We start from the raw sequence: 26506 nt of genomic DNA on the forward strand, positions 1-26506 counted from the left end.
GACAGCGTCTTTTTAAATGCAAAGTATTTATTTAGTTTTAGTCTCCAAAACTGACTTTTTAATGTTCCCTTTGGATATGCGTTTTTGGGTTTCCAAGTTTTGTGTATCAGCAAAATATTCTACACCATCTGATTTTGTACTTTTATTTTTTCCCATATAGCAATAACCTCCCTGACTGATATTGATGTACAGCTTTATTGTTTGGTCATTTTACTATTACTATTCATACCCGTTCTTATAGCTTTATAAATTTGAATGACAACCAGCGGAACTAATGCCAGAAGAACAATTATTCCCAGATTTTGCAACACATCTGGATTGATTGTAAAGAGGCTTTGGAGCAATGGAACCCAAAGTACCAATCCCAGCAATGCAACTCCTATAAGCAAAGCACCCCAGAGAAATTTATTTGAAAAAATTCCGACTTTATATATTGGGTACTTGGAGCGGCAGTTGAAGCCATGAATCATTCGTGATAAGGCCAGAACAGCAAAAGCCATGGTGCTTGCAAGGGTGGCATCACCTTTGCTTAACCCGTAGTAAAACGCTGCAAGAGTACTGGCGGCAATAACCGCACCTTCGAAAAGAACATGGAACAGAAAGCCTTTGTTTAACAGAGGTTCGTTAATATCACGAGGTTTGGAATTCAGCACATCTTTTCTGTAAGGCTCCAACCCAAGGGCTATAGCGGGCATTGAATCTGTAAGGAGGTTTATAAACAATAAATGCATTGCTGTAAAGGGTAGTGGAAGTGCCAGAATGGACGTATACAGAACAGCAAGTATTCCGGCTGTATTTCCTGAAAGCAAGAACTTTATGGAATTTTTAATATTTGTATAAATGCTTCGTCCGTTTGATACTGCCTTAACAATAGTAGCGAAATTGTCGTCTACAAGAATCATGGATGCTGCATCCTTTGCTACCTCAGTACCGACTTTTCCCATCGCTACACCAATGTCTGCCTGTTTCAGGGCAGGAGCATCATTTACTCCGTCTCCGGTCATTGCAACAACGTTTCCCTTGTCCTGCCATGCCTTAACTATTCTTATTTTGTGTTCAGGGGAGACACGGGCATAAACAGAAATATCTTCAACATTATTTCTCAATTCTTCATCTGACATCTTTTCAACTTCAGTACCTTCTACAGCTCTTCCGTTTTCTGCCATTATACCGATTTGTCTGGCTATTGCAGAGGCTGTGATTTTGTGGTCACCCGTTATCATTACAGGTTTAATTCCGGCTTTAATACAGTCAGCAACTGCAAGCTTTGATTCCTCACGGGGAGGATCAATCATTGCAATTAAACCCACAAAAGTAAGATACCTTTCGTCTTCAATAGAAATATTTGTCTGAGAATCAAACTTTTTATATGCAAAGGCAAGGACTCTTAAACCTTCGTTGGAAAAGTCCCTGTTTATCCCTTCTAACATTTCTATATCATTCTGGGATATGGGCCTTTCTCCATTTTCTTCGGCAATATTACTTACTCTGCTGAGGATAATATCGGGAGCACCCTTTGTAAACATCATGTACTGTCCTTCAATGTTATGAAAAGTACTCATAAGCTTTCTGTCTGAATCAAAAGGGACTTCAGAAAGTCTTGGGTATTCCTTGCGAAGGTCTTCTTCTTCATAGCCGTAATTATTTGCAAGCTTAATAAAAGCCAGCTCAGTGGGGTCGCCAACGCCCTTATCTCCTGTTATAGTGGCATCGCTTGCCAAAGCACTCATCTTTACAATAGTTCTTTGAAGAGTATCCTCCATTGAAAGGCCGCTGGATTCCAGAATCTTTGAACCAACGAATACCTTTTCTGCAACCATTTTGTTTTGTGTCAGTGTACCTGTTTTGTCGGAGCAAATTACAGAAACGCTTCCAAGGCTTTCTACAGAGTGAAGTTTTCTTATAATTGCATTTTCTTTGGCCATTTTCTGCGTACCTATTGCAAGCACAATAGTAACAATGGAACTCAGTGCCTCAGGTATGGCAGCAACAGCCAGTGCTATTGCAAACATGAAGGAATCAATAATTGAGTAGCCTCTTAAAACATTTGTTGCAAAAATTATTCCGCAAAGTATAAGTATGGCAACGGCAAGCTTTTTACCGAATTTATCGAGACTTATCTGAAGTGGAGTTTCCTTGCTTTGAGCCGATTCCATTAAATGTGCGATTTTGCCAAGCTCTGTTGACATTCCGATATCTGTTACTGCCACAACGGCCCTACCGTAAGTAATAAGGCTGCCTGTAAACACCATGTTCTTTCTGTCACCAATAGCAATATCGGTGTCTTTGATAACTTCCGATTCTTTTAGTACACTCTCAGATTCTCCTGTAAGAGAGCTTTCATTAACCTGAAGACTGTAATTTTCTAGGATTCTTCCGTCTGCGCTTACATAGTCGCCTGCTTCAAGAAGAAGTATATCTCCTACCAAAACTTCACGGGACGGTATTTCAATTTTTTCACTATTCCTTACGACCTTGGCTATGGGAGATGAAAGTGTTTTTAAGCTGTCAAGGGATTTTTCGGCCTTAAAATGCTGTACCGTGCCTAAAATGGAGTTAAGTATGGTTACTGCAAAGATTACTATAGCACTTTCATAATCTTTGAGAAACAGAGAAATAATACCCGCAATAAGAAGGATTATTACCAGAAAATCTTTAAACTGACTAAAAAAAACTTTAAAGAATCCTGCTTTATTCTCAGCTTTTAGTTCGTTAAATCCGTATTGGCCTCTAAGTCGGTCTAATTCTTTATCGGATATTCCTTCCATACTGGTGTTAAGTTTTTTCAAAACTTCATCAGTCGACAGGTTGTAGTAATTATTCATAAGCTCCCCCTTTGATATTTTTACTAATTATAAATAGGTTAAGCAAAATTGTCCATATATATAATTAATTTCTGCTATTTAAATGGATTGTATTCTAAAGAAATTGGCAAAATTAAGATATAGATAATATGGAAAATTTAACAAATGTATGATACAAAGGTTACAACATTTTTAACAAAAAGAAATATAATTATTTTTATCAGTCTGATATAATAAGTAGGATATGATGAGTTGCCAAATGTGGCCAAAATAGTAATTTAAAATGGAGATAGAAAATGAGCAGAAAAAGAGGAAGAAATGTTAATAAGCTGCTTCCCGCGTTAGTTGTTGCTTTATTTGCTTTATTAGTAGCTATGATAGCAATATACCTGGTTTATATCGGGAAGCTTCCACCAAAAGGTTCAAATAAAACACCGCAGACAGCCACCGAGACAACTGCAACTGCGACTGTATCGGTTTCTACAGGGACTGCCACTGGAAATACTCCTACTGAGGAAACAGATAAAGCCCAGCAACCGGCTGAAAGCACCAACCCTGTTGATCTTCTGATTTCATGGAAGAACCCGGCAAGCTTTATATCCAAGGCTGCAATGGGGGACGGTTCAATAAAGAAAACATTTAAGGACGGAAATATAAGATACTGGAGACTTGTAAGCAACAAGGTAACATCAGGCTACAATCCGTCTTACAACCTTGCATTTGGTTCTCCTGAAATGTACTCGGAACTTGAAGGTGTTACCACATTCAGAGGAAATAACTATAGGACAGCTCCTTCATGGGGAAAAGCTGATGTTAAGGAAAAAAAGCTTGAGATAGTGTGGACACATGACATTGGAGCTGTTTCGGGAGTAGGAAGCTACTGGCCGGGCGCAGGCTGGACAGGACAACCGCTTCTGGCTCACTGGTCGCAGGATGTTCGAAAAGTAATGAACATAAATAATGCTTTAAAGGACAAGGATCTTGTTGAAGTAATTTATCCGGTATTTGACGGACATGTATATTTCCTTGACATGGAGACAGGAAAAGAATCCAGACCCAGAATGAATATAGGGTTTACCGTTAAAGGAACAGGTATGGTTGACCCGAGGGGCTACCCGTTATTCTATACAGGACAGGGACTAAACGAGAATGACGGCAGAAAAGGTACTTTCAAATACAGGATATTTGATTTGATTCACCAAAAGGAGATATTTTCAATGCCGGGAAATGACCCCGTTGCATTCAGGCAGTGGGGAGCTAACGATTCCTCTGCGCTGCTGAACAGGTACACCGATACACTTATTGACTGTGGTGAAAATGGTCTCGTTTACAAGGCAAAGCTTAATACAAAGTTTAATAAGGAAGCAGGAACAATTTCAATTAATCCTACAATAACAAAATACCGTTACAAGAGTAGCTACAGCTCCGAACAGGGAATAGAAAACTCACCTGCAGTTTACAGGAACCTCATGTATTTTGCTGATAACGGAGGAACGATACAATGCTTGGACATCAATAAACTTGAACCTGTTTGGATTTATAGGTCAGGTGATGACACCGACAGTTCCATTACTTTGGAAGAAACTGACGAAGGAGTATTCCTATACACTGCAAATGAGATTGACAAACGAGGAAAATCCGGAGCCAAAGCAAACTGCAACATAAGAAAGATTAATGCCATGACTGGAGAGCTTGTATGGCAGAAGGACTATTCCTGTGTTTATCAGAATTATATAAACGGAGGAGCGTTGGCAACTCCGGTGTTAGGGAAAAATGATATAAGCGATATTGTCATATTCAATGTAGCACTGACAGGCTCTACAAGTGACGGAACCCTTGTTGCACTGGATAAGAAGACAGGTAAAGAGGTTTGGAAAAGACAGTTGGACGCATACAGTTGGAGTTCTCCTGTAGATTTTATGTCCAAAGACGGAAAGACCTATATGCTGCTTTGTGACTTTAAAGGATATATGCATTTGATAGACCCGAAAACAGGTGAGGATTTGGATAAAATCTCAGTTGGAGGGAATGTTGAGGCATCACCGTCAGTATACAATGATATGGCGGTAGTAGGTACCTATGCAAAGAAAATATACGGAGTAAAAATCAAGTAAAATTATCAGGGAGTAAATTGAGAATGACTAGATATAAAAGAAGAAGGGCAACCAACAGACTTAAAGTAATACTGACTATTTTAATACTATCATTGATAACAACAGGTGTCATGATTGGATTAAGCAAAATGAGTAATTCGGGAAAATTAGGAAATAGTAAAGCTTCCTATGCTGTAAATACTAATGCAAGCGGAAGTCAGAACGAGGTTGAAGAAACTGAGCCCGAGCCTGTAGCTGACCCGATGCCTACAGAAATAACAGACCAAAGCAAGTTGAAGACCTCATGGACTACAGAATCAACTTTTGACGGTGCAAAGGCTTTTGCAGAATATGCATTTGATAATGTTTTAAAAAACGGAACTAAAATGCAAAGCTGGATATTCAGAAACAATACCCCTTTGAAAGAATATACAGTAAAAAACAAGAATAAAATCAGCTTTGGTTCGTCTGATACATATTCAGACCTTGAAGGTATAACAACGTTCAGAGGAAACAATTATAGAGATAATGCATCATTTGGAACACGTACTGTAAGTCAGAAAAAGCTTGAGATAGTGTGGAAAAAAACCGGACTTGGGGCTATCTCAGGTGAAGGCAGCTTTTGGCCGGGAACAGGCTGGACAGGGCAACCCCTTATTGTTCATTGGTCTGAAGACGTGAGAAAGCTGATGAATATTAACAGTGATATGAAGTCTAAGGATCTTGTAGAGGTTATATACCCTACATTGGATGGGAACATATATTTCCTTGACCTTGAAACAGGTAAGCCCACCAGAAATCCTATAAAAATAGGTTATCCAATAAAAGGAACAGGCATGATTGACCCAAGAGGCTATCCGATTCTTTACACTGGAATGGGGATAAATGACAACGGTGGAAAATATAGCGAATACAAATACAGAATTTTTAATCTTCTGAACCAGAAGGAAATGTACTCCATATTCGGCAGAGATCAGGTTGCATTCAGAGGTTGGGGGGCCAACGATTCTTCTGCAATCTTGGATAAAAAGACAGACACACTTCTTGACTGCGGTGAAAACGGACTTGTATACAAGGTCAAAATGAATACAAAATTCGATAAGGCAGCGGGAACCCTTTCAGTAGCACCGCAAATAACTAAGTACCGTTACAGAAGTCCTTATAATGACGAACAGGGTATAGAAAATTCACCCGCAGTTTATAAAAACTATATGTATTTCTGTGATAACGGCGGTACACTACAATGCCTTGACTTGAATACCATGAAGCCTGTATGGATATATGAAACAGGTGATGATACCGACAGTTCGATTGTAATAGAAGAAACAAAGGACGGGGTATTCTTATATACTGCAAATCAGGTTGACAAGCGTGGTGAAAACGGTAAAAACAAGTTTGCTGATTGCAATATAAGAAAAATAAATGCAAAAACAGGTGAGCTTGTCTGGCAGAAAGATTACAAGTGCGTTTACAACTACTATATAAACGGCGGTTCACTGGGAACTCCTGTACTTGGTAAAGACGATATAAGCGATATGGTGATATTCAATGTTTGCTTTACTGGTTCCAATACTGACGGAAACATGATTGCTCTTGATAAAAAGACCGGTGAGGAAATATGGAACAAAAAGCTGACTGCATATAGTTGGTGTTCTCCCGTTGACTTCAAAAGCTCTGATGGCAAAACCTATTTGGTTTATACTGATTATGCTGGGTACATGCGTCTGGTTGATCCTATGGACGGAAAAACCCTTGACTCGGTATCTTTAGAGGGAAATGTTGAATCCTCCCCTGCCATTTACAATGATACTATCGTTGTAGGAAGCTATGCAAAAAAGATATTTGGAATAAAGGTAAAATAATAACGTACTAAATAATTGCTTGGATTTATAGCATCTCCTTGTAAAATGCTGATCCAGGCAATTATGTTAATTGAGGGATGCAAAGGAATACTGCTGTTTCAGACTTATACGTCTTTAATATCGTATAATTATAAATACTATAAATAATTAAGGAAAAGTTAATAAATTTTGTCTATAAAATGTTACACAAATATATTATAATTAGGTAAATTTAGTAAATCAGAGGCATGAAAACTCAAAAGAAAACAAATGAGGGAGATATTTTGGAGATGAAAATTTTGAAAGAATTATTAGGCTGGGTGGGAACAATACTGGGGTCTGTGGTTTTGGCATTGATAGTTATAATTTTTATATTTCAGCCAACCAGCGTAGACGGACATTCAATGGATAATACTTTGCATGATAAGGAAAAAATAATAATTAATAAGACTCAGAATATATTCCACAGTAAACCAAAATACGGAGACATCGTTATAATTGACAGCAGAGTAGACAGAAAAAGAACCTTTTGGGACAACGTTATAGATCCTCTCAAATACAATATACTTGTATCAAGGTTTACTGATAATACTCAGCAGGTATTCTGGGTTAAGAGAGTTATAGGTAAGGCCGGAGACGAATTGCAGTTTAAGGACGGAAAAGTTATCCGTAACGGTATACCGCTTGAAGAACCATACATAAGAGAGCCAATGCTTTATCAATCGGAAAATACAATAAAGGTTCCCGATAATGCCGTATTTGTAATGGGGGACAACAGAAATGAAAGTAAGGACAGCAGAATCATAGGCCCTGTACCCCTTGACCATGTAGTGGGTAAATATTTATTCAAACTAGGCTAATACATAACAAAACTTGGAGGACTTATGAACCCGCTTTCGATATACAAAAAGAACTATCATGTTGATTATGGCGATGCAGATTATTTTAATAGACTAAAACTCAGTTATCTTTTTAACTACTTTCAGAATATTGCAGGCCTCCATTCCGAGAGTGCAAACCTTGGTATAGGTAAATTACAAAATGAATATGGTGTGGCGTGGGTAATGATTCGAATGATGCTGGATATTAACAGGATGCCCGGTATTAATGAAGATATTTCAATTGAGACATGGCCGGTATCACCTAAGAAAATGATGATAGAAAGAAATTTTATCGTGAGGGATATGAACGGCAATATTCTTGTCAGTGCAATTTCAAGCTGGGTTATACTGGATTTGCAGAAGCGTCAGATGGTTAAAATTGATTCCATGATTCCGCCACAGCATCCGGAATTCCTAGAATCAAAAGCAATAGACAGAAAATTTGAAAAGTTGAAACCGACAGGAGAGTTGCATTCAGTTTACAAAAAACTTGTAGGTTTCAGTGACCTTGATATTAACGGTCACGTAAATAATGCAAAATACATAGACTATTTATTAGACTGTTTTTCCATAGATAAGCACGGAAAGTATAGTGTCAAATCGATTCAGATAAATTATGTAAACGAAGCAGTTGCAGGAGATACTATTTCCTTGTACAAGGATACTTCGGAGATAGACGGCAGCAACAAGAAAGTGTATATTGAAGGAATAAATGAAACGGACGGTAAGGTTCATTTTCAAGCATACATTCAGGTGCAATAAGACAGTACAAATATAACTAGTAAATTACTTTTAAATCCGGGGAGGTCGTTTATATGAATAATTCAAAGAAACTAAAAACTATTTTGGCTGTTCTTTTTTGCTTTATAGTAATTTTAGTAATTTTGCTTGTATATGTTGTAGGTCAGTCAAAGGAACCTTCAGTATCTTCAAGTACGGCATCTAATTCATCAACAACTGCATCACAAACTACTGTGTCACAACCTACCGCATCACAAACAACTTCAGTTACTGAAACAATGGAACTCAAACTTTATTATTATGATGCTGATGATTATGACAAACCAAAGGAAATCCGTAATATCACTATTGATAAAAAATTGTATGATGATGATTTAACATCTGCAATAAATAATGTTTTGTCTTCTACCGACATAAAAATAAACAAGGCCGTTTTGGATGGAAAGAATATTACCATTGATTTGCCCAAAGAGACTGTGAAAAAGTTTAATTCGGGGAGCGCAGGAGGTATAACCCATACCAACATACTTGCAATGACAGTACTGAATCTTCCGGGGGTTGAACAAATGCAGGTTACTATGGACGGAGAAGCAGGTATTGAGTCTGATCATTTCAGCTTTAACGGTACTTTTATTAGACCTGAGGAGGGTAAAAAGTACACTTTCAACCCGTCAGATAATCCGGGAAAGACTTTGGAATTTTAGTTATGAAAAATAAATATTTACAGTCATTTTTGTACATATTGGCTGCCGTAGGTATAATGGACACTATAATTATTGCAAAAAGAAGCGGCGGCATGGATATGGGAATTTTGCTTCCTGCTATTGGAGGCGCTTGTATAATAATATGGGCATTATTTAAAAAAACAGGATTATACATGCGACGACCAAGCTTTTACAGTAAACTTGTAAAAGTATTTACAGGACTTTTCCTCATTTGGTTGGTTTCTTTTATTATAATAACAGCTGTCATAATAACCTCGGCCATGTCCGACAAGGATCAGAGGGTTGACAGCGTAATAGTATTAGGTGCGGGGCTTAAAGGCGAAACACCAACTCTGGTTTTGAAGAAGCGACTTGATTATACCTTAGATTATTACAAACTTAATCCTGATGTAAAGATAATTGTATCAGGGGGACAGGGTATAGGAGAAACCATAACGGAAGCCGAGGGAATGAAAAGGTATCTGGTTAAGCATAATATACCAGAAAATGTAATTTTGAAAGAAGAGCGTTCTACCAGTACATATGAAAACATGTTGTATTCTAAAAAAACATATGAAAATACTATTGGAAAGCCTCTTGATAAAGTAATGATCGTAACCAATGATTTTCATATGTTCAGAGCAAAAATACTTGCAAAAAGGGCCGGACTAAAACCATACGGAATCAGTTCCGGCACTCCATGGTATATATATCCTAATGTCTGTTTAAGAGAATACTTTGCATTGTTCAAGTCTCTTATTTTAGACAGATAAGATAAAATTAACACTTTCATTTGCAGAAAGATTGACTAAAACGGAGTTTTCTTTCCTTTCAACATATTTGTCTGCCGTAAAAGCTTCACTTATCCGAATACGGCAGACTCCGTTTTGTCCTGCCGTTATCTTTGCACGGATTAGATGATGGTTCTGCCATGAAATATCTACAGTGTAGTTTCCTCTGGCTTTAATGCCGGTTACACTACCGTTTTTCCAATTATCCGGCAACGCAGGCAGCAGGTGCAGTTCTCCTTTATGGCTTTGTAACAGCATCTCTATAATACCTGTTGTAAAGCCAAAATTACCGTCTATTTGAAATGGAGGGTGTGCATCAAAAAGGTTGGGATAAACGGAACGGGTTAAAAGTTGATTAACAAAACGGTAGGCATTATTCCCGTCACCCAGCCTGGCGTAAAGACATATAAGCCAAGCACAGCTCCAGCCTGTATGACCTCCTCCGTTTGCAAGTCGTTGTTCCAGAGATTTACGGCAGGCCTCTGCAAGTTCGGGTGTGTGCAATGGGCTTATAACACTGCCTGGATAAAGTCCAAAAAGATGGGACATATGCCGATGGCCCGGTTCTTCTTCAACATATTCATCAAGCCACTCCAACAGCTGTCCTTTACTGCCTATTTGAAATGGAGGCAACTTGCAAAGCCTTTGGGCAAGTAAGCCGGAAAGGTATGAATCAATTTTTAGAATTGACTGTGCCTCGATACAGCTTTCGAAAAGCTCTCGGATAATGGCCAAATCCATAGTTGAACCTTTTGTGATTGAACATATTCTGCCGTCTGCATCTATAAATGCATTTTCAGGTGAAGTGGACGGGTTTGTGAGAAAATACCCATTATCATCAGGCTTCAAATAATCAAGCAAAAACAAAACCGCTTCTCGCATAATATAATAGTAATCTTTTAAAAAATCCGTATCACAGCTGAATCTGTAATGTTCCATTATATGAATAGACAGCCACGCACCGCCCATAGGCCAAAAACCCCATCTTGCCTGACCTGACACGCTAGAGGCCATTCTCCATAAATCAGTGTTATGATGCAGTACAAAACCCCTGCACCCGTAATGTACAAGTGATATCTCAGAGCCTGCCTTTGAAACGTCTTTTAGCAGGTCAAACAGCGGAATATGACACTCGGGAAGGTTTGCAGTCTCAGCAGGCCAATAGTTCATCTCAGTATTAATATTGGTAGTGTAATTAGAGGACCAAGGTGCTGTCAGTTCCTTATTCCAAATTCCTTGAAGATTAGCCGCTTGTGTGCCTGGACGAGAACAGGCTATAAGCAGATACCTGCCATAGGCAAACAGCAGTGAATCCAGTGAAGGATCGTGATGTCCTGCTGCATATGCAGCCAGCCTTTTATCTGTGGGCATCGGCGACTGCGTGCCAAGGTCAAGACATACACGTTCAAATAATGCAGCGTGGTCAGCTTTATGGCGGGATAAAAGTTCATTCCAACTATAGCCTACTGTATTATCCAATATTCTCATGCATTTGGTTAAAGGGTCGTTTCCTGAACTACCGGGCATTTTATCAAATCCCTCAAAATTTGTAGTCGAAGAGAGTATCAGGAGAACTTCATCCGCAGCGGTGACTGAAATCCGGTCTGCGTCAACAATTAGGGAGCCGCCCTTTACATTTGCCCTCATTCCAACTGAAAAGCGAATACTGCGACTGTATTCTTCATGGTCATAGATTAAATGTTTATCTGCTTCCACGTAATCCGGAATCATGCAGGATGGACAGTCCCCGGTCATTATCAGGGTATTGTTCATCTTTGCAATCTGATAACGAAGTTGAGAATCAAGTGTTATGTTAAACGTTAATGCACCGGATTTATCTGCAGTTATATGAACTGCCATTACGTCGTCTGGATAGGAACATATAACCTCACGGCAATAATTAACGCCGCCGGAGGTATACCGAGTTTCGCATACTGCTGTATTAAGGGAGAGTGAACGGTTGTAGCCCTTAGCATCCCCTGACAGCTCATAGGTCAGTAATAACCTGCCAAGAGGGAGATATGACTGTGAATAACCTGTTAGGATATTTTCTTCTATAAGTTTCTGTGCCTCATAATTTTTGCCTTGATTCACAAGACGCTGTACTTTAGGTAAAACAGGCAGGATGTTCTTGTTAATATGCTGTCCGGGTAATCCGGACCATAGAGTATCGTTGTTTAAATCAATACATTCCTGTGAAATACCGCCGTGTACCATTCCACCAAGACGACCATTACCGATAGGCAGTGCCTCTTCCCAAATACGGGCGGGGGATTTATACCATAACATATAGTCCAATAGATTCCCTCCTTATAAAAATAATAGTATATATAGTCCTGTAAAAAGGAAAAGGGTGCTTACCCGCATCACCGAAGGCTGCACCCTTTTCCCAAGGAGAGGATTATAAAAATGCACAGTTTTTCAAAATTTATTTGCCGCTTTCTGCTGCCTGCTTTCTAGCCGCAGAAAGCTCCGCTAATTGCTGTTTATCCCATTCTACAACAGTGTCAAAACCTTCTCCCTTGACCTTCTCGGTCATCTGTTTCAGAAGGGAATTAAACTCACTGTCACTCTTTGCATATACCATTTTCCAGGAATAGTCACGGATATCCATTTTGACAACGTCCTGAGTTGACTGAATGTCAGAAGGAAGAATAGGAGCAACATAATCGGTGCCGGGAGATACTGAAACATGGTTGTTCTTCACAAGCCAGTCTTTTGGAGACAGAGCACCATCCACGGCTGCACTCCAGTTTTTCTGTAGGGCACTTGTGTTGGATGACAGGGTTGATGACCAAAGCTTGTAATAGTATGGCTCTTTGGTATTAGGATTAATGGCGTTTGCTGCCAAGCCGTCAAAGCCGACTTTACACTCCCCAGTCTGCCAATCGCTGCCACCAAACTCACTAGATACTTCAACTGCAATGGATGGCATACATTTTCTACCAAAATCAGTTAATGTTGGCTTGCCATTTTCCATTTTCCATGCAAGACCTTCGGGGCCGTTCTTTATAACCATTTCTCCTTCAGGAGAGTAGTACCAGTTTAGAAAATCCATGGCACGTTCGGGGTTTTTGCAGGATTTGCCTAATGCCACGAGGTAAGTACTGCCGTTTGGAGTAAATCCATTTGACCAGATTTTCTCATCAGCTATAGGAACAAGAGCAAAGCCTGTACCCTTTGATATGTTTTCAGCATTATTAAAATTGTTAGGACCAAGCCAACTGAACTGTGAGTAGAGAACCTGACCGTTTGAATACTTTTTGGTAATATCATCCCAGGTCTGATTAATTGAGTCGGGGTCCAGGAGACCATCACGGTATGCCTGGTTGTAAACTTTCAAAGCTTTTACATAGTAACCGTTGGGGTCAATAATGCTCTGATACTCGGTAGCCATATTATTTGTCAGAAGGAAACCACCAAAGGGAGCTTCCTCATACCCGTAAAGCTCTGCAATCATTTTACCGAACATCATCATACAGCCATCCCAATCCTTAAACAGTGAAAAAGCATACTGTTTCTGACCGTTTGAGTTGGTGGGGTGCTTTTGTGCCATTGCCTTTAACATCGGATATACATCATCGAAGGTATTTAGCTTAGGAGAACCGATTTCCTGATAGTAATCATAACGGGTATATACACCAAATGTAAGATCAGAGTCCTCGGAAGGAGTATTAGGTGACTCTGTAGAAACATTATTAGGGATTGCATAATCACCATATTTATCGGAAACACGCTTGATGGCACCTGAAAAATTCTTAACAATGTTACTACCGTGCTTTGCCAGCAGATCGTTATCCGATAATTTCATTAGAAGCCCGGCTTTAAGGGAATCAGTGAACTTGGTGTCCATGGCACCGTATACCACAATATCACCAAGGTCGCCGGAAGCAGAACGTGTCTGAAAAGACTGGTCTGAATTTCCATCTGTCTGAGCTGAGATAATGTTTAGCTTGAGATTAAATTTGTCTTTGAGTACCTTTCCGAACCATCCTATCTGTTCGCCTTGGAAATTTCCGGTCAGAGTATAGACATCAAGTGTCACCGTATCCTTATACGGATTGTTGCCGGAACCGGATGCGGAACTGCCAGAACCGGATGAGGAACTGCTGTTGCCGCCCGGTTTAGTACAGGCCGCCATACTTACGGTAACACCGAGGATAATGGCAGCGGTTAGGGATTTAATAAGCCACTTTTTCATACATAAACCTCCATTAAATTATTGTATTAGTAAAGCAGTGTTTTTTTATGTGCCGTTACACTGCCGTGTATGGCACGGATAAACTATACAACAGAATTAACCCTTAACGGCACCTATAATTATACCACCCACAAAATACCGTTGGAAAAAGGGATATACAAACAAAATCGGAAGAATTACAACAACCGAAACAGTCATCCTGACGGATTGTGCCGTTTGCGAACCTGCAAGGTTTGATACCGATTGACCAATTCCCGCTCCGCTGTTTCTCATAATACTGGCAAGAGAGCTTGCCTGATTAAGGTAGCGGTACAGAATAAACTGCAAGGTATACAGATGGCTGTCTGTCATCAATAACAGGGTGTCAGTAAAAGAATTCCATTGACCCACTGCGGCAAAAATGGCAACCGTTGCAAGAATGGGAACACAGAGGGGCCAGACAACTTTAAGAAATATGGTAAAGTATCCGGCTCCATCTATCTGTGCCGCTTCCTGAAGTGCCTGCGGGGTATTCTCAATATAAGTTTTTACAAGGATAACATTAAACGGTGCTACAATAGCCGGCAGAATATAAGCAAAAAAATTATTACGCAGACCAAGATTAAGCATTGTAATGAACCATGGAATCAGGCCTGCATTGAAGTACATTGTAACAATAACAAAACGGTACCAGAATTTGCGGCCCCACATTTCTTTTTTTGTGAACAGGTATCCCAAAAAAGCTGAGGCAAATACTGTTAGTGCGGCACCGATTATTGTACGAGCTACTGATACAAACAAAGCATCCGTAAGCCCGTTTAGCTTCAAAATTTTCACGTAGTTGTCAAAATGAATTTTTTGAGGAAGTATTAATACTGCCATTTTTGAGCTTATTTCATTAGCTGTAAGGGTATTTATAATCAAAAAATAAAAAGGATATATACAAGCGATAGTTAAAACTGCAAATACCAAATATGTAATTATATAAAACAAAATGTCTCCAAAAGTATAATGTTCTTTCTTTTTTATTATGGGTAACATGGTTGTTTTCCTCCTTTATTAACCTGTCAGACAATAGTTTCGCCACGTAGAAGTTTAGATACGCCGTTAACCGTAAACAGCAGTGCTATGCTGACGATAGACTTGAGCATACTGACAGCAGTTGCAAGAGGGAAATTCATACTGCCAACACCTATGTTATAAACATAGAGGTCAAGAACCTGAATATGTGCTTTGTTCATTGCATTCTGGAATACGTAATACTGGTCTAGGCCATTATTAAGAAAATTAGCAACTGACAGCATGAGCAGAACGAAGAAGGTTGGCAACAGCGACGGAACAGTGATATTCCACATCATACGGAAGCGTCCTGCTCCATCGACCTTGGCTGCTTCATAAAGTTCCTGATCAATGCCTGCTATTGCGGCAAGGTACATAATGGCACTCCAGCCGAGAGTTTTCCACAAACTCCATAAAGTCATTGTAAGCCATGTATGGTTATCGCTTGCAAGAAAGTTTATCGGAGAAGAAATAAGGTGCATATTCATTAGTATCTTGTTTACCACGCCGTCACCGGTTGAAAAGAACACATAGGCAACAGAGTAAACAAGTACCCAGCTGATAAAGTTGGGCAGTGTAGTCAACACTTGTACTATTCGTTTAAACCAGCCTCTCTTGATTTCGTTTAGAAAAACGGCAAAGGTAAGTGGAAGAACGGAGGTTAACAGGTTTAGCCCGCTGATGGCAAAAGTATTGCGAAGAACATCACCGATTGCATTTCTGTAAGCAGAATTCGTAACAATTGAAGTAATCCATTTGAGTCCAACAAAATCACACTGATACAGCTTGAATGGAGGACGATAATCAAACATTGAATAAATCCATCCGTATAAAGGTAAGTAGGAAAATGTAAAACAAAGAATCAAAAAAGGTAAAGCCATGAAAAACAGTTTAAATCTATCCCGGTGCTTATTCTTTTTATATTTAACGTAAGTGGTGCTGCCAGACGGATTGGACATTAAGCTTCCCTCCAAATGTTTTTGGGTTTAGTAATATTTTACAAAAATATTGTATCTTGCCCATTAAAATTTGTATATCCTAAAAAAATAGTCAAAAACACTGTAAAATTTATAGGTGAGTATACTTTTTCAAAAAGTTCTAGAATTATTACAGTGTTTTTAATGTGATTTTTTACGTTTTAAATATACACATGGGACTGTATAATTGAGAATAAGAAGAATAAAATAGCCGGATAAACTTTTCAGGAGGTCTTTATACCATGAAATTTCTTAATGGATATTGGATGAGCAAGGAAGGATATTCCCTACATTACCCGTCCAAGGCATACCGTATTGAGAACTGCGGGGACAGATTACGTATTTTTGCACCCTGTAACCCGATTAATCACAGAGGAGATACTTTAGGCGGCCCTGCACTGACTATTGAGTTGAGTTCTCCGGCGGTTGATATAATTCATGTAAGAGCATATCACTATAAAGGAGTAAAAAAAGCCGAGCCTTATTTTGAGCTTAATTCTCCCGGAAGCTCCCCGACAATCATTGAAGATAATGATGCAGTGTGGTTTGAAAGCGGAAGTATTAAGGCTCGTATTGATAAAAACAGCTTTATTATAGAATATTATCGTGGTGGTGAACGTCTGACCGGGAGTGGTTGGAGGCACCTTGCATACATAAAGCACGAAAGCGGTCAAACCTATATGAGGGAACAGCTTGATCTTGAAGTGGGAGAGTGTGTATATGGTTTGGGAGAGCGTTTTACACCCTTTGTAAAGAATGGCCAAACGGTTGATATTTGGAATCAGGACGGAGGTACTTGTACCGAGCAATCCTATAAAAATATTCCATTTTACATATCAAACCGAGGGTATGGAGTTTTTGTAAACGATCCGGGTCTTGTCTCATTTGAAATTTGCAGTGAAGTAGTATCCCGTTCACAATTTTCCGTTGAAGGCGAATCCTTGGACTATTTTGTAATTGGAGGTTCAGACTGTAAGGAAGTGATTTCAAACTATACTGCTCTTACAGGACGTCCTTCTATGCCTCCGGCATGGTCATTCGGACTATGGCTTTCCACTTCGTTTACAACTGACTACGATGAAGAAACCGTCACAAGCTTTATTAATGGAATGAGTCAGCGACGTATTCCATTATCCGTATTCCACTTTGATTGCTTTTGGATGAAAGAGTTCAACTGGTGTGATTTCATTTGGGACAAAGATGTTTTTCCTAACCCCAAAAAGATGTTATCCAATCTGAAGGAAAAGGGCCTGCATATCTGTGTCTGGATTAATTCATATGTCTCACAGGAGTCTGTTCTGTTTGATGAAGGGATGGAAAAGGGCTATTTCATACATAAAAAGGACGGCAGTGTTTGGCAGTGGGATATGTGGCAGCCGGGAATGGCCATCGTTGATTTTACAAATCCTGAGGCGTGTAAGTGGTTTTCTAAAAAGCTGCTTAACCTTGTGGATATGGGTGTAGATTGTTTTAAAACTGATTTCGGAGAACGTATTCCTACAGAGGATGTTGTATATTACGACGGTTCAGACCCTAAGAAGATGCATAACTTCTACACTTACCTTTATAACAGGACAGTGTTTGATACTTTGAAATCAGCGGGTAAAGAGGCGGTAGTATTTGCAAGGTCGGCTACAGCAGGTAGCCAGAAGTTCCCTGTTCACTGGGGTGGGGATTGTACTGCTGACTTTTCCTCTATGGCTGAAAGTTTGCGAGGAGGTCTGTCATTAGGCTTGTGCGGATTTGGTTTCTGGAGTCATGACATCGGAGGCTTCGAGCATACTGCCACAGCTGATGTTTATAAACGGTGGCTGGCCTTTGGTATGTTGTCATCTCATTCTCGTCTTCATGGCAGTACCAGCTACCGTGTACCATGGTTATACGACGAAGAGGCAGTGGATGTACTGCGCTTTTTTGCGAAGCTGAAATGCCGTCTCATGCCGTATATATACAAAACTGCGGTTCAGGCCGCGCAGCAAGGATTGCCCTCAGTTCGAGCAATGTTTCTTGAGTTTCAGGATGACCCTGCGTGTACTACCCTTGACCGTCAATATATGTTGGGTGATTCCCTGTTGGTGGCACCTGTATTTACGGTTTCGGGACTAGTGGACTATTATTTACCTAAGGGTGAGTGGTATAACCTTCTGACAGGTGAAATTGTTACAGGAGGCAGTTATCGCAGGGAAAAGCACAATTACATGAGTCTGCCCGTATATGTCCGTCCCGGCAGCCTTCTGGCTACAGGCTGCAACGAAGAAGAAACGGTCTATGAATATGCACAGGATGTTCGCTTGCTGCTGACGCCTCTTTGCGACGGTGCTTATGCAAATACTTCTGTATACGAGAAGGATGGAAAAGAAGCACTTAATGTCACCGCAACCCGTAAAGGGAGTGAAATCACTGTAATAGCAGGGGGAGACGGAAAGCCGTGGAGTTTAAAACTTTGCGGTATTAAAGTATCTGCGTGTACAGGAGGAACTATTGTAAGGGAACAGGACGGGGAGATATTTATACCAACAGCTTTTGTCGGCAGATATACGATTGAAATTCTGGAATAACGGCAGGACAAAATTACAATTTTGGAGTGAATATAATGCAATTTAGCGGGATAGATGAAAAAATAGAGGAACTACTGTCCATGATGACTTTAGAGGAAAAGGCGGGCATGTGTCACGGCAATGGGTTATTCCGCACAGGCGGAGTACCGAGGCTGGGGATTCCTCCCCTTGTGTTTTCTGACGGGCCAATGGGCATACGCAATGAGTTTGCTGATAATCAATGGGAAACGATAGGAGGTAATTGGGATTTTGTTACATACCTGCCTGCCTGCACGGCTCTTGCCGCAACCTTTAACAGAACCCTCACGGAGAGGGTAGGAGAGGTACTGGGCTGCGAGGCACGAGGTCGTGGTAAGGACGTTATCCTTGCACCGGGTGTGAATATTATCCGTACACCTTTATGCGGTAGGAATTATGAATACTTCAGTGAAGACCCGGTGTTGACAGCAGAACTTGCATCAGCCTTTATAAAAGGTGTACAGCGCTTTGACGTGGCAGCTTGCGTCAAGCATTTTGCTGCCAATAATCAGGAAACAGAACGTCTTACCGTCAGTGCTGAGGTGGATGAACGTACACTTAGGGAGCTGTACTTTCCTGCATTTGAAGCAGCAGTAAGATCAGGAGTTCTTACAGTTATGACTGCATATAACAGGCTCAACGGTACATTTTGTAGTCACAGCCGTGAGTTGATTACGGAAATCCTCCGTAAGGAATGGAAGTTCGACGGTGTTGTGGTTTCGGATTGGGGAGCAGTACACGATACAGAGGCTCCTGCAGAAGCCGGCCTTGACATTGAAATGAACGTAACCTCTGATTTTGAGGACTACTTTTTTGCAACACCTCTTATAAATGCTGTTCAAAACGGAAAAATCTCTGAAAGTATTCTTAATGAAAAGGTACGAAGAATTCTAAAATTGATGTTCAGACTGAATATGTTCTCTAAAGACCGAAAACGAGGTGGCTTCAATCTGCCTCAGCACCAACAGACAGTACTTGAAGCAGCTAAGGAGAGTTTTGTTCTGTTAAAAAATGACAAAGGGGTACTCCCTCTTAATGCAGACAGAATAAAAACAGTTGCCGTTATTGGTAATAACGCAGACAAAAAACATTCCACCGGCGGAGATAGTGCGGCGGTCAAGGCACTATATGAGGTTACACCTCTATCCGGCATAGTGATGAGATTGGCAGGGGGAGTAAAAGTATCATATTATCCGGGTTGCCTTGATGAGACATATTCTAAGCATGAATTTCACATACCTTCTAATGCTGATGAGAAAACCCGTGCTGAAATTGAGGAAAAGGCCAGAGTTGCCCAAGAGGAATATAAAAATGTTAAAATACGCCTTGAGAACGAGGCAATTCAGGCAGCACGGACTGCCGATGCAGTTATTTTCATTGGTGGTACCGGGCACGAGCAGGAATCGGAAGGTCGTGACAGGGCAGATATGACTTTGCCGTACGAACAGGATAAGCTTCTGAAAAGCATTCTTGTCGTAAACCCAAACACAGTAGTAGTAATCTTAAGCGGTTCCCCGCTTGATATGAGCAGATGGATAAACAATGCGCCAACCGTTATGCAGGGATTTTTTTCAGGTATGCACAGTGGAACGGCGTTGGCGGAAGTTTTATTCGGAGATTATAATCCAAGCGGACATCTCCCTTTCACAATTCCTGTGAAAGAGGAGGATACAGGAGTTAAGGCACTGGGTGAATATCCCGGAGGCGAGAAGGTTTGTTACACAGAGGGCCTCTTTGTAGGATACCGTTATCACGATACATACAATGTCCCTCCGCTTTTTCCGTTTGGTCACGGTTTGTCCTATTCTACTTTTTCATTGGCGAAGGGGACATTAAGACAGATTTCCGGCTCCTGCAAGGAGTATGAAATAAACGTTGAGATAACCAATATCGGGGCTAGGGCAGGCGCACAGTCAGTCCAGCTATATGTAGAGCCATCGAGGAAAGCCGGCTCTCCTATACGTACTCTGCAAGGTTTTGAAAAGATATACCTGAATCCAGGTGAAACCAAAACCATTACATTTAAACTTGATGAACGAACTTTCTCGGAATTCTGTATTAGTACAGGATGGGTTTTGGTTCCGGGGGACTATACAATATACATTGGTACTTCATCCCGTAATCTTCCCATAGCTATGACTCTTATACTCTGATATGTATAGAAATAGGTTTGTATGTGGTTTACAATATTGTTATAATAAACCTATAATATAAGAAATTATCAGTGTCGGCGAGGGTGGAATAAATATCGTGTTCATCAAGCGTTTGAAAGAAGGTTGGAACAATATTCGGATACGCAAAAAAATGATCGGTATCTACGTAATCTCCGTGCTGTTGCCGGTATTTTTCGTGAGCCTGTATTTAACCTACAGCATGTCAAATCTTGTTTACTCACGTATGGTTAACGAGGCCAAAACAGATACCCTTCGAGTGAGGGACCGTGTTAACGAGCTGTTATATCTTATGACCAACATATCTGACAAAATCTATTTTGACAAGCAGCTCAAAAACATTATTTCAACTAAATACGGCAGTTTTTTAGAGTCTATAGATGCATGGAAAAATTACCCTGCACTAAAGGAATATACACAGTACTACAGCCAAATAGAGGCTATTACCCTGTACGTAGATAATAGTACCATATGTGAGAACAGTTTTTTTGTTAAAACCACAGAGGCTATTAGAAAAGAGGCTTGGTACAAGGCTGCGGTTCGAAGTGGTGGTAACATGATATGGCAGTGCTTTTATAACAGCGATAACAATTCCTATTATCTTGCGTTGGTACGTCGTATTCGCATTGACGATAGTGGGAATTATGCAGTTATGGTAATGAGGGTAAGCTACAGTTATCTGACCTCTGTTATTCAGAATGAAAAGACAACCATGCTTATGACTGTTGATAATGACCGTATCGTGCTGGCAGATGACCGTAAAAAGCTGGGTACAAAAATCGATATAAAGGGTTTGACTGCCGTTTCGGGTGACAGAGAGCAAATTCTAAAAGATGTAACCTATGAAAACCGAAAAGTATTTATTGTCTGTGACTCCTTTCTTCCTCAGAAAACCCGCAGTACCATACAGATTATCAATATAACACCTACCAGTGACATAACACGTCAGGTGTTTGCTACATATATAACAGGAATTGCAATCGCACTCATCAGCCTTGTAGTACCTGTATTGCTTATGGTGTTATTTACCGGAAGCTTTTCAGAGCGTATTTTATTTATAAGAACTCAGATTCACAGGGCGGCGTCCGGGGATCTGGATATTTCCCCAGGTATCAGCGGTAGCGATGAGATTGCGGAACTGTACACAGATCTGATTAAAATGATTGGTGATATGAAAAAGCTTTTACAGGAAAATTATGAACACAAGCTCCAACAGCAAAAGCTTCTGACAAAACAGAATGAGGCGCAATTCAAGATGCTGGCAAGTCAGATTAATCCTCATTTTTTGTTTAATACTCTTGAAAGTATACGGATGAAGGCTTATGTCTGCGGGCAACGTGAAATTGCCACTGTAATAAAACTTTTGGGGAAATCTATGCGAAGTCTGCTGGAGCTTGATGACAATCCTCAGCCTTTAAAAAGTGAGTTGGATTTTGTTCGTAATTATTTGGAAATTCAGAAGTTCCGTTTTGCTGACCGGGTAGATTATACCATTGATGTTCAGGACGGTATTGATGAGAAAATTCTAAAGGTACTACCCTTGTTGATACAGCCTATTGTTGAAAATGCTTTTGTACACGGACTGGAGCAAAAGGAGGGAAGTGGAAAAATTGACATTATCGTTAATAGGCAGTATGAAAATGTACTGGTAACGGTAAAGGATAATGGTCTTGGAATGGAAACGGAAAAGCTGGAGGAGGTTCACCGTAAGATTAAGGAAGCAGGTGGAAAGACAGGGAAAAGCATTGGACTTTCAAATGTCAATCAGCGTATCAAGCTTTATTACGGTGAAGCCTATGGAATCAGGGTAGACAGCAGTCCCGGAACAGGAACAACTGTATGGATTTCTTTTCCGGAACAGCCTGTAAAAAACCAAAATATCTTAGGAAAGGAATGGTAAGCCGAATGCTCAAGGTTTTAATCATTGACGATGAGCCGGCAGTGAGGGCTGGACTAAAGGCTATCATTGATTGGGACAGCCTTGGTTACGAGATAGCCGGCGAAGCAGCGGACGGACATGAGGGCCTTCGTATGCTGCTTGAACTTAACCCGGACCTATGTATTACCGATATCAAGATGCCGGGGCTGTATGGAACTGAAATGCTTGAAAAGGCAAGGGAAGGGGGATTTGACGGCAAGGTTATTATTTTGACAGGTTATTCCGATTTTGAATATGCCCGCAGTGCCATAAAATCCGGTGTTTCCTCTTTTCAGCTAAAACCTATAGAGGAAGACGATTTGCAAGAGGCCATTGTTAAGGTACGCAAAACAATTCTAGCTGAAAAGGAAAAGCTTGAAAGTATTCAATCCAGTATGAATCTTATTTATGAAAAGCAGCTTACAGACCTTATTTGTGGTAAGCTGACTACGGACTCAGTAAACCCTAGTGAGCTTAAACTATATGATAATGTTTACCGTGTTGCTGTCATAAAAGCAGTACAGTCTGATATAGAAATACCGACTCTTTTTGATTCTGAAAAAGAGATACGGTTTATCTATATCGATGATTTATGGGTTGTTCTGCTGCAGGGAGGAGGTATTACACGCTTCTCCGTGCTTATGAGAGATATTTTCCGAAAGGTTCCTGATTTATTTGTTTCTATAGGTCGGCCATGCAGTACGGCGGATGAACTCCATCTTTCTTATACAGACGCAAAAAAGATACAACAGCATAGTTTCTATTACCAGCAATCGGGGAACCTTGTCTTATGGGATGACGTATATGGGGATTTTTCAGACGGAGTCAACCTTGATTCTATTGACATAAAGGAATATATTGAGGCTTTTTACGATTATATTGAAATAGGGCAAGAGGAATTGCTGCAAAAGAAAATGCGGAGCTTCGAGTCGGAATACCATAGGCTTAATCTGCATCCTGACCGGTTTGCGGGAGTACTATCCAATATTTTTATCCGAGTTCGGGATATGTTGTCTCAAAACTACCACAACCTTATAATTCCGGATGACGGACGAATAATTCATGATATATACAGAAAACAGAGCTTGCACGAAATTACAGATTATATATTAAGTGAATTTCTATGCTTTATGAAGCAGATAGGAAATAACTCCCGAGACAATATAGTAAAGAGACTTTGTATGTATATTGAGGCTAACTATTCCAAGGATTTGAAGCTGGAATCTCTTGCTAAGATTTTTTGCTATAACAGCTCTTATCTTGGTAGAATTTTCAGAAGCGGAACAGGCGAGAGCTTTAATTCCTATCTTGATCATGTCCGAATTCGCAAGGCAAAAGAAATGCTTGCGGAAGGGAAGTACAAGGTTTATGAAATTTCTTATATGGTAGGATACAAGAATATAGACTATTTTTATAGGAAGTTTAAATACTATGTGGGACGAAAACCCAGGGATTATTGGGGCGAAATGCCGGACTTGACTACAAGGATTGAAAAGGAGAGTTAAGGGATGGATAAATATATGCCTATTTGCAACAAGTTTCCTCATATCCTCCACGGTGGAGATTACAACCCGGAGCAGTGGTTGGAGACGCCAAAGATAATAGATGAGGATTTTCGTCTTATGAAGCTTGCCCACTGTAATGCAATGACGGTTGGAATTTTTTCGTGGATGGCACTGGAGCCGGAAGAGGGCAAGTATAATTTTGGTTGGCTGGACAGTATTATGGATAGGCTTGCCCAAAACGGAATGGCTGCTATTCTGGCTACTCCTAGCGGTGCAAAACCCAACTGGATGTCGCAAAAATACCCGGAAATATTGCGTACTCAGGCCGACAGGTTAAAGGATTTACATGGAGGACGTCATAACCATTGTTTTACCTCACCAATTTACCGTAAAAAGGTAAGCCGGATAAATCGTATGTTGGCGGAACGTTATGCAAAGCATCCCGCACTAATTTTATGGCATATCTCAAATGAATACAGTGGGGAATGTCATTGTCCGTTATGTCAGGAAGCATTTCGCAGTTTTCTTCGAAACAAGTATGCTGGTGACCTTGAAAAGCTCAACCATGAGTGGTGGACGGGCTTCTGGGCACACCGGTATACAGATTGGTCACAAATTGAGTCGCCATCTCCACGGGGTGAGAATGAGACTCATGGACTTATTCTGGATTGGAAGAGGTTTGTCTCACACCAGACAATTGACTTTTTTAAAAACGAAATAAAACCCTTACGGGAATTAACACCGGACGTTCCTGTTACTACAAATATGATGGGAACCTTTCCGGGTATAGAATACAGGGAACTTGCAAAAGAGCTGGATGTGGTTTCCTGGGATAGTTATCCCACCTGGCACACCACGGAGCAACCGGATTGGAAAATCGGTGTACGAACTTCCTTTATCCATGACCTTAACAGGTCTCTCAAACAGGGTAAACCATTTATGATGATGGAAAGTACACCAAGTACTGTTAACTGGCAAAAGGTAAACAAGCTAAAGCGCCCCGGCATGCATATGCTATCGTCATTGCAGGCATTGGCCCATGGCAGTGACACAGTTCAGTACTTTCAGTGGCGAAAATCACGGGGGAGCTTTGAAAAATTCCATGGTGCGGTGGTAGATCATGTGGGACATGAGAACACTCGTGTGTTCAGGGATGTTTCACAGGTGGGGCAAGCACTTGAAAAACTGGATGAACTTGTGGGAACTACGGTTCATCCGCAGGTTGCTATAATATTTGATTGGGAAAACCGATGGGCCATAGAGGAAGCACAGGCACTTGCTCGTGACAGGATACAGTATGAGGAAACCTGTATATTACATTATACAGCCTTTTGGATGCAAGGGGTAACCGTAGACATTATAGGTGCCAGAGAAGATTTCTCACAGTACAAGCTTGTTATTGCACCTATGCTCTATATGACCCATCCCGGCGTCGGAGAGCGTATTGAGGCTTTTGTTAGGGAGGGAGGAACCTTTGTTACCACCTATTGGAGCGGAATTGTAAATGAGAATGACCTATGTCATTTGGGGGGATTCCCGGGGCCGCTGCGTACAGTCACGGGTATTTGGAGCGAGGAAATAGATGCTCTGCACCCGGATGAAAACAATAGTCTTTTAATTAGTAAAAACTCTCTGGGCCTTTCCGGCTCTTATAGAGTTCAGGACTTCTGTGAGTTAATCCACGCAGAATCTGCACAGGTTCTGGCTGTGTATGGTGACGATTTTTACCAAGGGCGGCCGGCTCTTACGGTTAACCGTTTTGGAAAAGGAGATGCCTACTACATGGCAGCCCGTACAGGAGAAGATTTCCTTGATAATTTTTACAATACCCTTATGGAAAAGTTATCACTTACACGTACAATGGAAGCGAAGCTGCCAAGGGGAGTAACAGCCCAACATCGTACTGATGGACAAAACCGCTACATATTTATAATGAATTTCAATGCAAAAAAGGAAGAGATTTCTCTTACCGGGATTTACACAGATATGCTTACCGGGGAAGAACGGCAAGGAGTTATAGAACTTGATCCCTTTGACGTAAAAGTCCTAAAGCTATAAGATTATAAAAAGGGGTTGTGACAAAACAGAAAGTTTTTTTGTTTTAACACCGGTACTCCCGTATAAAATTATATCAATGATTGCTTCTAAGATATTTGCAAGAGTTTCTAGCGGCTCATCTTTGGATATTTTACCGTCGCTCACATTCATCGTCCATGATTCATGGTTTCGCTAAAACTTACATCGTATAGGTTTTCCGGTAAAATA

17 protein-coding genes are annotated in these 26506 nt (G+C 40.5%); 11 read left to right on the top strand and 6 right to left on the bottom strand.

The window, feature by feature from the left end:
• Positions 1-27: 27 nt before the first annotated feature.
• Positions 28-156, bottom strand: a complete 129-nt coding sequence (locus CLO1100_RS21210; protein ID WP_014312408.1) for a hypothetical protein — start codon at positions 154-156, stop codon at positions 28-30.
• A 38-nt stretch (positions 157-194) separates the two neighbouring features.
• On the bottom strand, positions 195-2825 hold the full coding sequence (locus tag CLO1100_RS03650) for a cation-translocating P-type ATPase (RefSeq protein ID WP_014312409.1): 2631 nt from the start codon (positions 2823-2825) through the stop codon (positions 195-197).
• 275 nt (positions 2826-3100) lie between these two features.
• Here CLO1100_RS03650 and CLO1100_RS03655 point away from each other — a divergent pair, with 275 nt between their 5' ends.
• The 6 genes from CLO1100_RS03655 to CLO1100_RS03680 all read left to right on the top strand — a co-directional run bounded on the left by CLO1100_RS03655 (position 3101) and on the right by CLO1100_RS03680 (position 9837).
• Complete coding sequence (locus tag CLO1100_RS03655; protein ID WP_014312410.1) at positions 3101-4918, top strand: PQQ-binding-like beta-propeller repeat protein; 1818 nt, start codon at positions 3101-3103, stop codon at positions 4916-4918.
• Positions 4919-4941: 23 nt separating this feature from the next.
• A complete protein-coding gene (locus tag CLO1100_RS03660; RefSeq protein ID WP_014312411.1) occupies positions 4942-6759 on the top strand; it encodes a PQQ-binding-like beta-propeller repeat protein in 1818 nt (605 codons plus the stop codon).
• A 269-nt stretch (positions 6760-7028) separates the two neighbouring features.
• A complete protein-coding gene (gene lepB, locus CLO1100_RS03665) occupies positions 7029-7598 on the top strand; it encodes a signal peptidase I (RefSeq protein WP_014312412.1) in 570 nt (189 codons plus the stop codon).
• A 24-nt stretch (positions 7599-7622) separates the two neighbouring features.
• Entirely contained in the window at positions 7623-8381 is a 759-nt protein-coding gene (locus tag CLO1100_RS03670) for an acyl-ACP thioesterase domain-containing protein (protein ID WP_014312413.1), read from the top strand.
• 53 nt (positions 8382-8434) lie between these two features.
• Positions 8435-9064, top strand: coding sequence for a GerMN domain-containing protein (locus CLO1100_RS03675; protein WP_014312414.1), 630 nt, complete (start codon positions 8435-8437; stop codon positions 9062-9064).
• Between the two features lie 2 nt (positions 9065-9066).
• Complete coding sequence (locus CLO1100_RS03680) at positions 9067-9837, top strand: YdcF family protein (protein ID WP_014312415.1); 771 nt, start codon at positions 9067-9069, stop codon at positions 9835-9837.
• Here the strand turns inward: CLO1100_RS03680 and CLO1100_RS03685 are convergent.
• The 4 genes from CLO1100_RS03685 to CLO1100_RS03700 form a co-directional block, all read right to left on the bottom strand.
• A complete protein-coding gene (locus tag CLO1100_RS03685; RefSeq protein WP_242836719.1) occupies positions 9826-12144 on the bottom strand; it encodes a glycoside hydrolase family 95 protein in 2319 nt (772 codons plus the stop codon). The genes CLO1100_RS03680 and CLO1100_RS03685 overlap by 12 nt on opposite strands.
• Before the next feature lie 139 nt (positions 12145-12283).
• Positions 12284-14056 (bottom strand): extracellular solute-binding protein, encoded by a 1773-nt coding sequence (locus CLO1100_RS03690; RefSeq protein WP_014312417.1) that lies wholly within the window; start codon positions 14054-14056, stop codon positions 12284-12286.
• Positions 14057-14152: 96 nt separating this feature from the next.
• Positions 14153-15076 carry a carbohydrate ABC transporter permease gene (locus CLO1100_RS03695; RefSeq protein ID WP_014312418.1) on the bottom strand — a complete coding sequence of 308 codons (924 nt, stop codon included), beginning with the start codon at positions 15074-15076 and terminating at the stop codon, positions 14153-14155.
• 26 nt (positions 15077-15102) lie between these two features.
• The gene (locus CLO1100_RS03700) at positions 15103-16053 is read right to left on the bottom strand and encodes an ABC transporter permease subunit (protein ID WP_014312419.1); all 951 of its coding nucleotides are present in this window, start codon (positions 16051-16053) and stop codon (positions 15103-15105) included.
• Positions 16054-16313: 260 nt separating this feature from the next.
• On the opposite strand from CLO1100_RS03700, the gene yicI reads away from it, so the two are divergent.
• From yicI to CLO1100_RS03725, 5 genes are all read left to right on the top strand, one after another.
• A complete protein-coding gene (yicI, locus tag CLO1100_RS03705) occupies positions 16314-18629 on the top strand; it encodes an alpha-xylosidase (RefSeq protein ID WP_014312420.1) in 2316 nt (771 codons plus the stop codon).
• Positions 18630-18664: 35 nt separating this feature from the next.
• Entirely contained in the window at positions 18665-20800 is a 2136-nt protein-coding gene (locus CLO1100_RS03710) for a glycoside hydrolase family 3 C-terminal domain-containing protein (protein WP_014312421.1), read from the top strand.
• 97 nt (positions 20801-20897) lie between these two features.
• A complete protein-coding gene (locus tag CLO1100_RS03715; protein ID WP_014312422.1) occupies positions 20898-22718 on the top strand; it encodes a histidine kinase in 1821 nt (606 codons plus the stop codon).
• A 5-nt stretch (positions 22719-22723) separates the two neighbouring features.
• A complete protein-coding gene (locus tag CLO1100_RS03720) occupies positions 22724-24241 on the top strand; it encodes a response regulator transcription factor (protein ID WP_242836668.1) in 1518 nt (505 codons plus the stop codon).
• Positions 24242-24244: 3 nt separating this feature from the next.
• Entirely contained in the window at positions 24245-26299 is a 2055-nt protein-coding gene (locus tag CLO1100_RS03725; protein WP_014312424.1) for a beta-galactosidase, read from the top strand.
• Positions 26300-26506 lie beyond the last annotated feature (207 nt).

Source organism: Clostridium sp. BNL1100 (assembly GCF_000244875.1).
Classification (GTDB): Bacteria; Bacillota; Clostridia; order Acetivibrionales; family DSM-1351; genus Ruminiclostridium.

Excerpts from the sequence above, each read along its gene's own strand:
- CLO1100_RS21210 (WP_014312408.1), bottom strand. The coding sequence starts at position 156 with ATGGGAAAAAATAAAAGTACAAAATCAGATGGTGTAGAATATTTTGCT.
- CLO1100_RS03650 (WP_014312409.1), bottom strand. The coding sequence starts at position 2,825 with ATGAATAATTACTACAACCTGTCGACTGATGAAGTTTTGAAAAAACTT.
- CLO1100_RS03655 (WP_014312410.1), top strand. The coding sequence starts at position 3,101 with ATGAGCAGAAAAAGAGGAAGAAATGTTAATAAGCTGCTTCCCGCGTTA.
- CLO1100_RS03660 (WP_014312411.1), top strand. The coding sequence starts at position 4,942 with ATGACTAGATATAAAAGAAGAAGGGCAACCAACAGACTTAAAGTAATA.
- lepB (WP_014312412.1), top strand. The coding sequence starts at position 7,029 with ATGAAAATTTTGAAAGAATTATTAGGCTGGGTGGGAACAATACTGGGG.
- CLO1100_RS03670 (WP_014312413.1), top strand. The coding sequence starts at position 7,623 with ATGAACCCGCTTTCGATATACAAAAAGAACTATCATGTTGATTATGGC.
- CLO1100_RS03675 (WP_014312414.1), top strand. The coding sequence starts at position 8,435 with ATGAATAATTCAAAGAAACTAAAAACTATTTTGGCTGTTCTTTTTTGC.
- CLO1100_RS03680 (WP_014312415.1), top strand. The coding sequence starts at position 9,067 with ATGAAAAATAAATATTTACAGTCATTTTTGTACATATTGGCTGCCGTA.
- CLO1100_RS03685 (WP_242836719.1), bottom strand. The coding sequence starts at position 12,144 with ATGTTATGGTATAAATCCCCCGCCCGTATTTGGGAAGAGGCACTGCCT.
- CLO1100_RS03690 (WP_014312417.1), bottom strand. The coding sequence starts at position 14,056 with ATGAAAAAGTGGCTTATTAAATCCCTAACCGCTGCCATTATCCTCGGT.
- CLO1100_RS03695 (WP_014312418.1), bottom strand. The coding sequence starts at position 15,076 with ATGTTACCCATAATAAAAAAGAAAGAACATTATACTTTTGGAGACATT.
- CLO1100_RS03700 (WP_014312419.1), bottom strand. The coding sequence starts at position 16,053 with ATGTCCAATCCGTCTGGCAGCACCACTTACGTTAAATATAAAAAGAAT.
- yicI (WP_014312420.1), top strand. The coding sequence starts at position 16,314 with ATGAAATTTCTTAATGGATATTGGATGAGCAAGGAAGGATATTCCCTA.
- CLO1100_RS03710 (WP_014312421.1), top strand. The coding sequence starts at position 18,665 with ATGCAATTTAGCGGGATAGATGAAAAAATAGAGGAACTACTGTCCATG.
- CLO1100_RS03720 (WP_242836668.1), top strand. The coding sequence starts at position 22,724 with ATGCTCAAGGTTTTAATCATTGACGATGAGCCGGCAGTGAGGGCTGGA.
- CLO1100_RS03725 (WP_014312424.1), top strand. The coding sequence starts at position 24,245 with ATGGATAAATATATGCCTATTTGCAACAAGTTTCCTCATATCCTCCAC.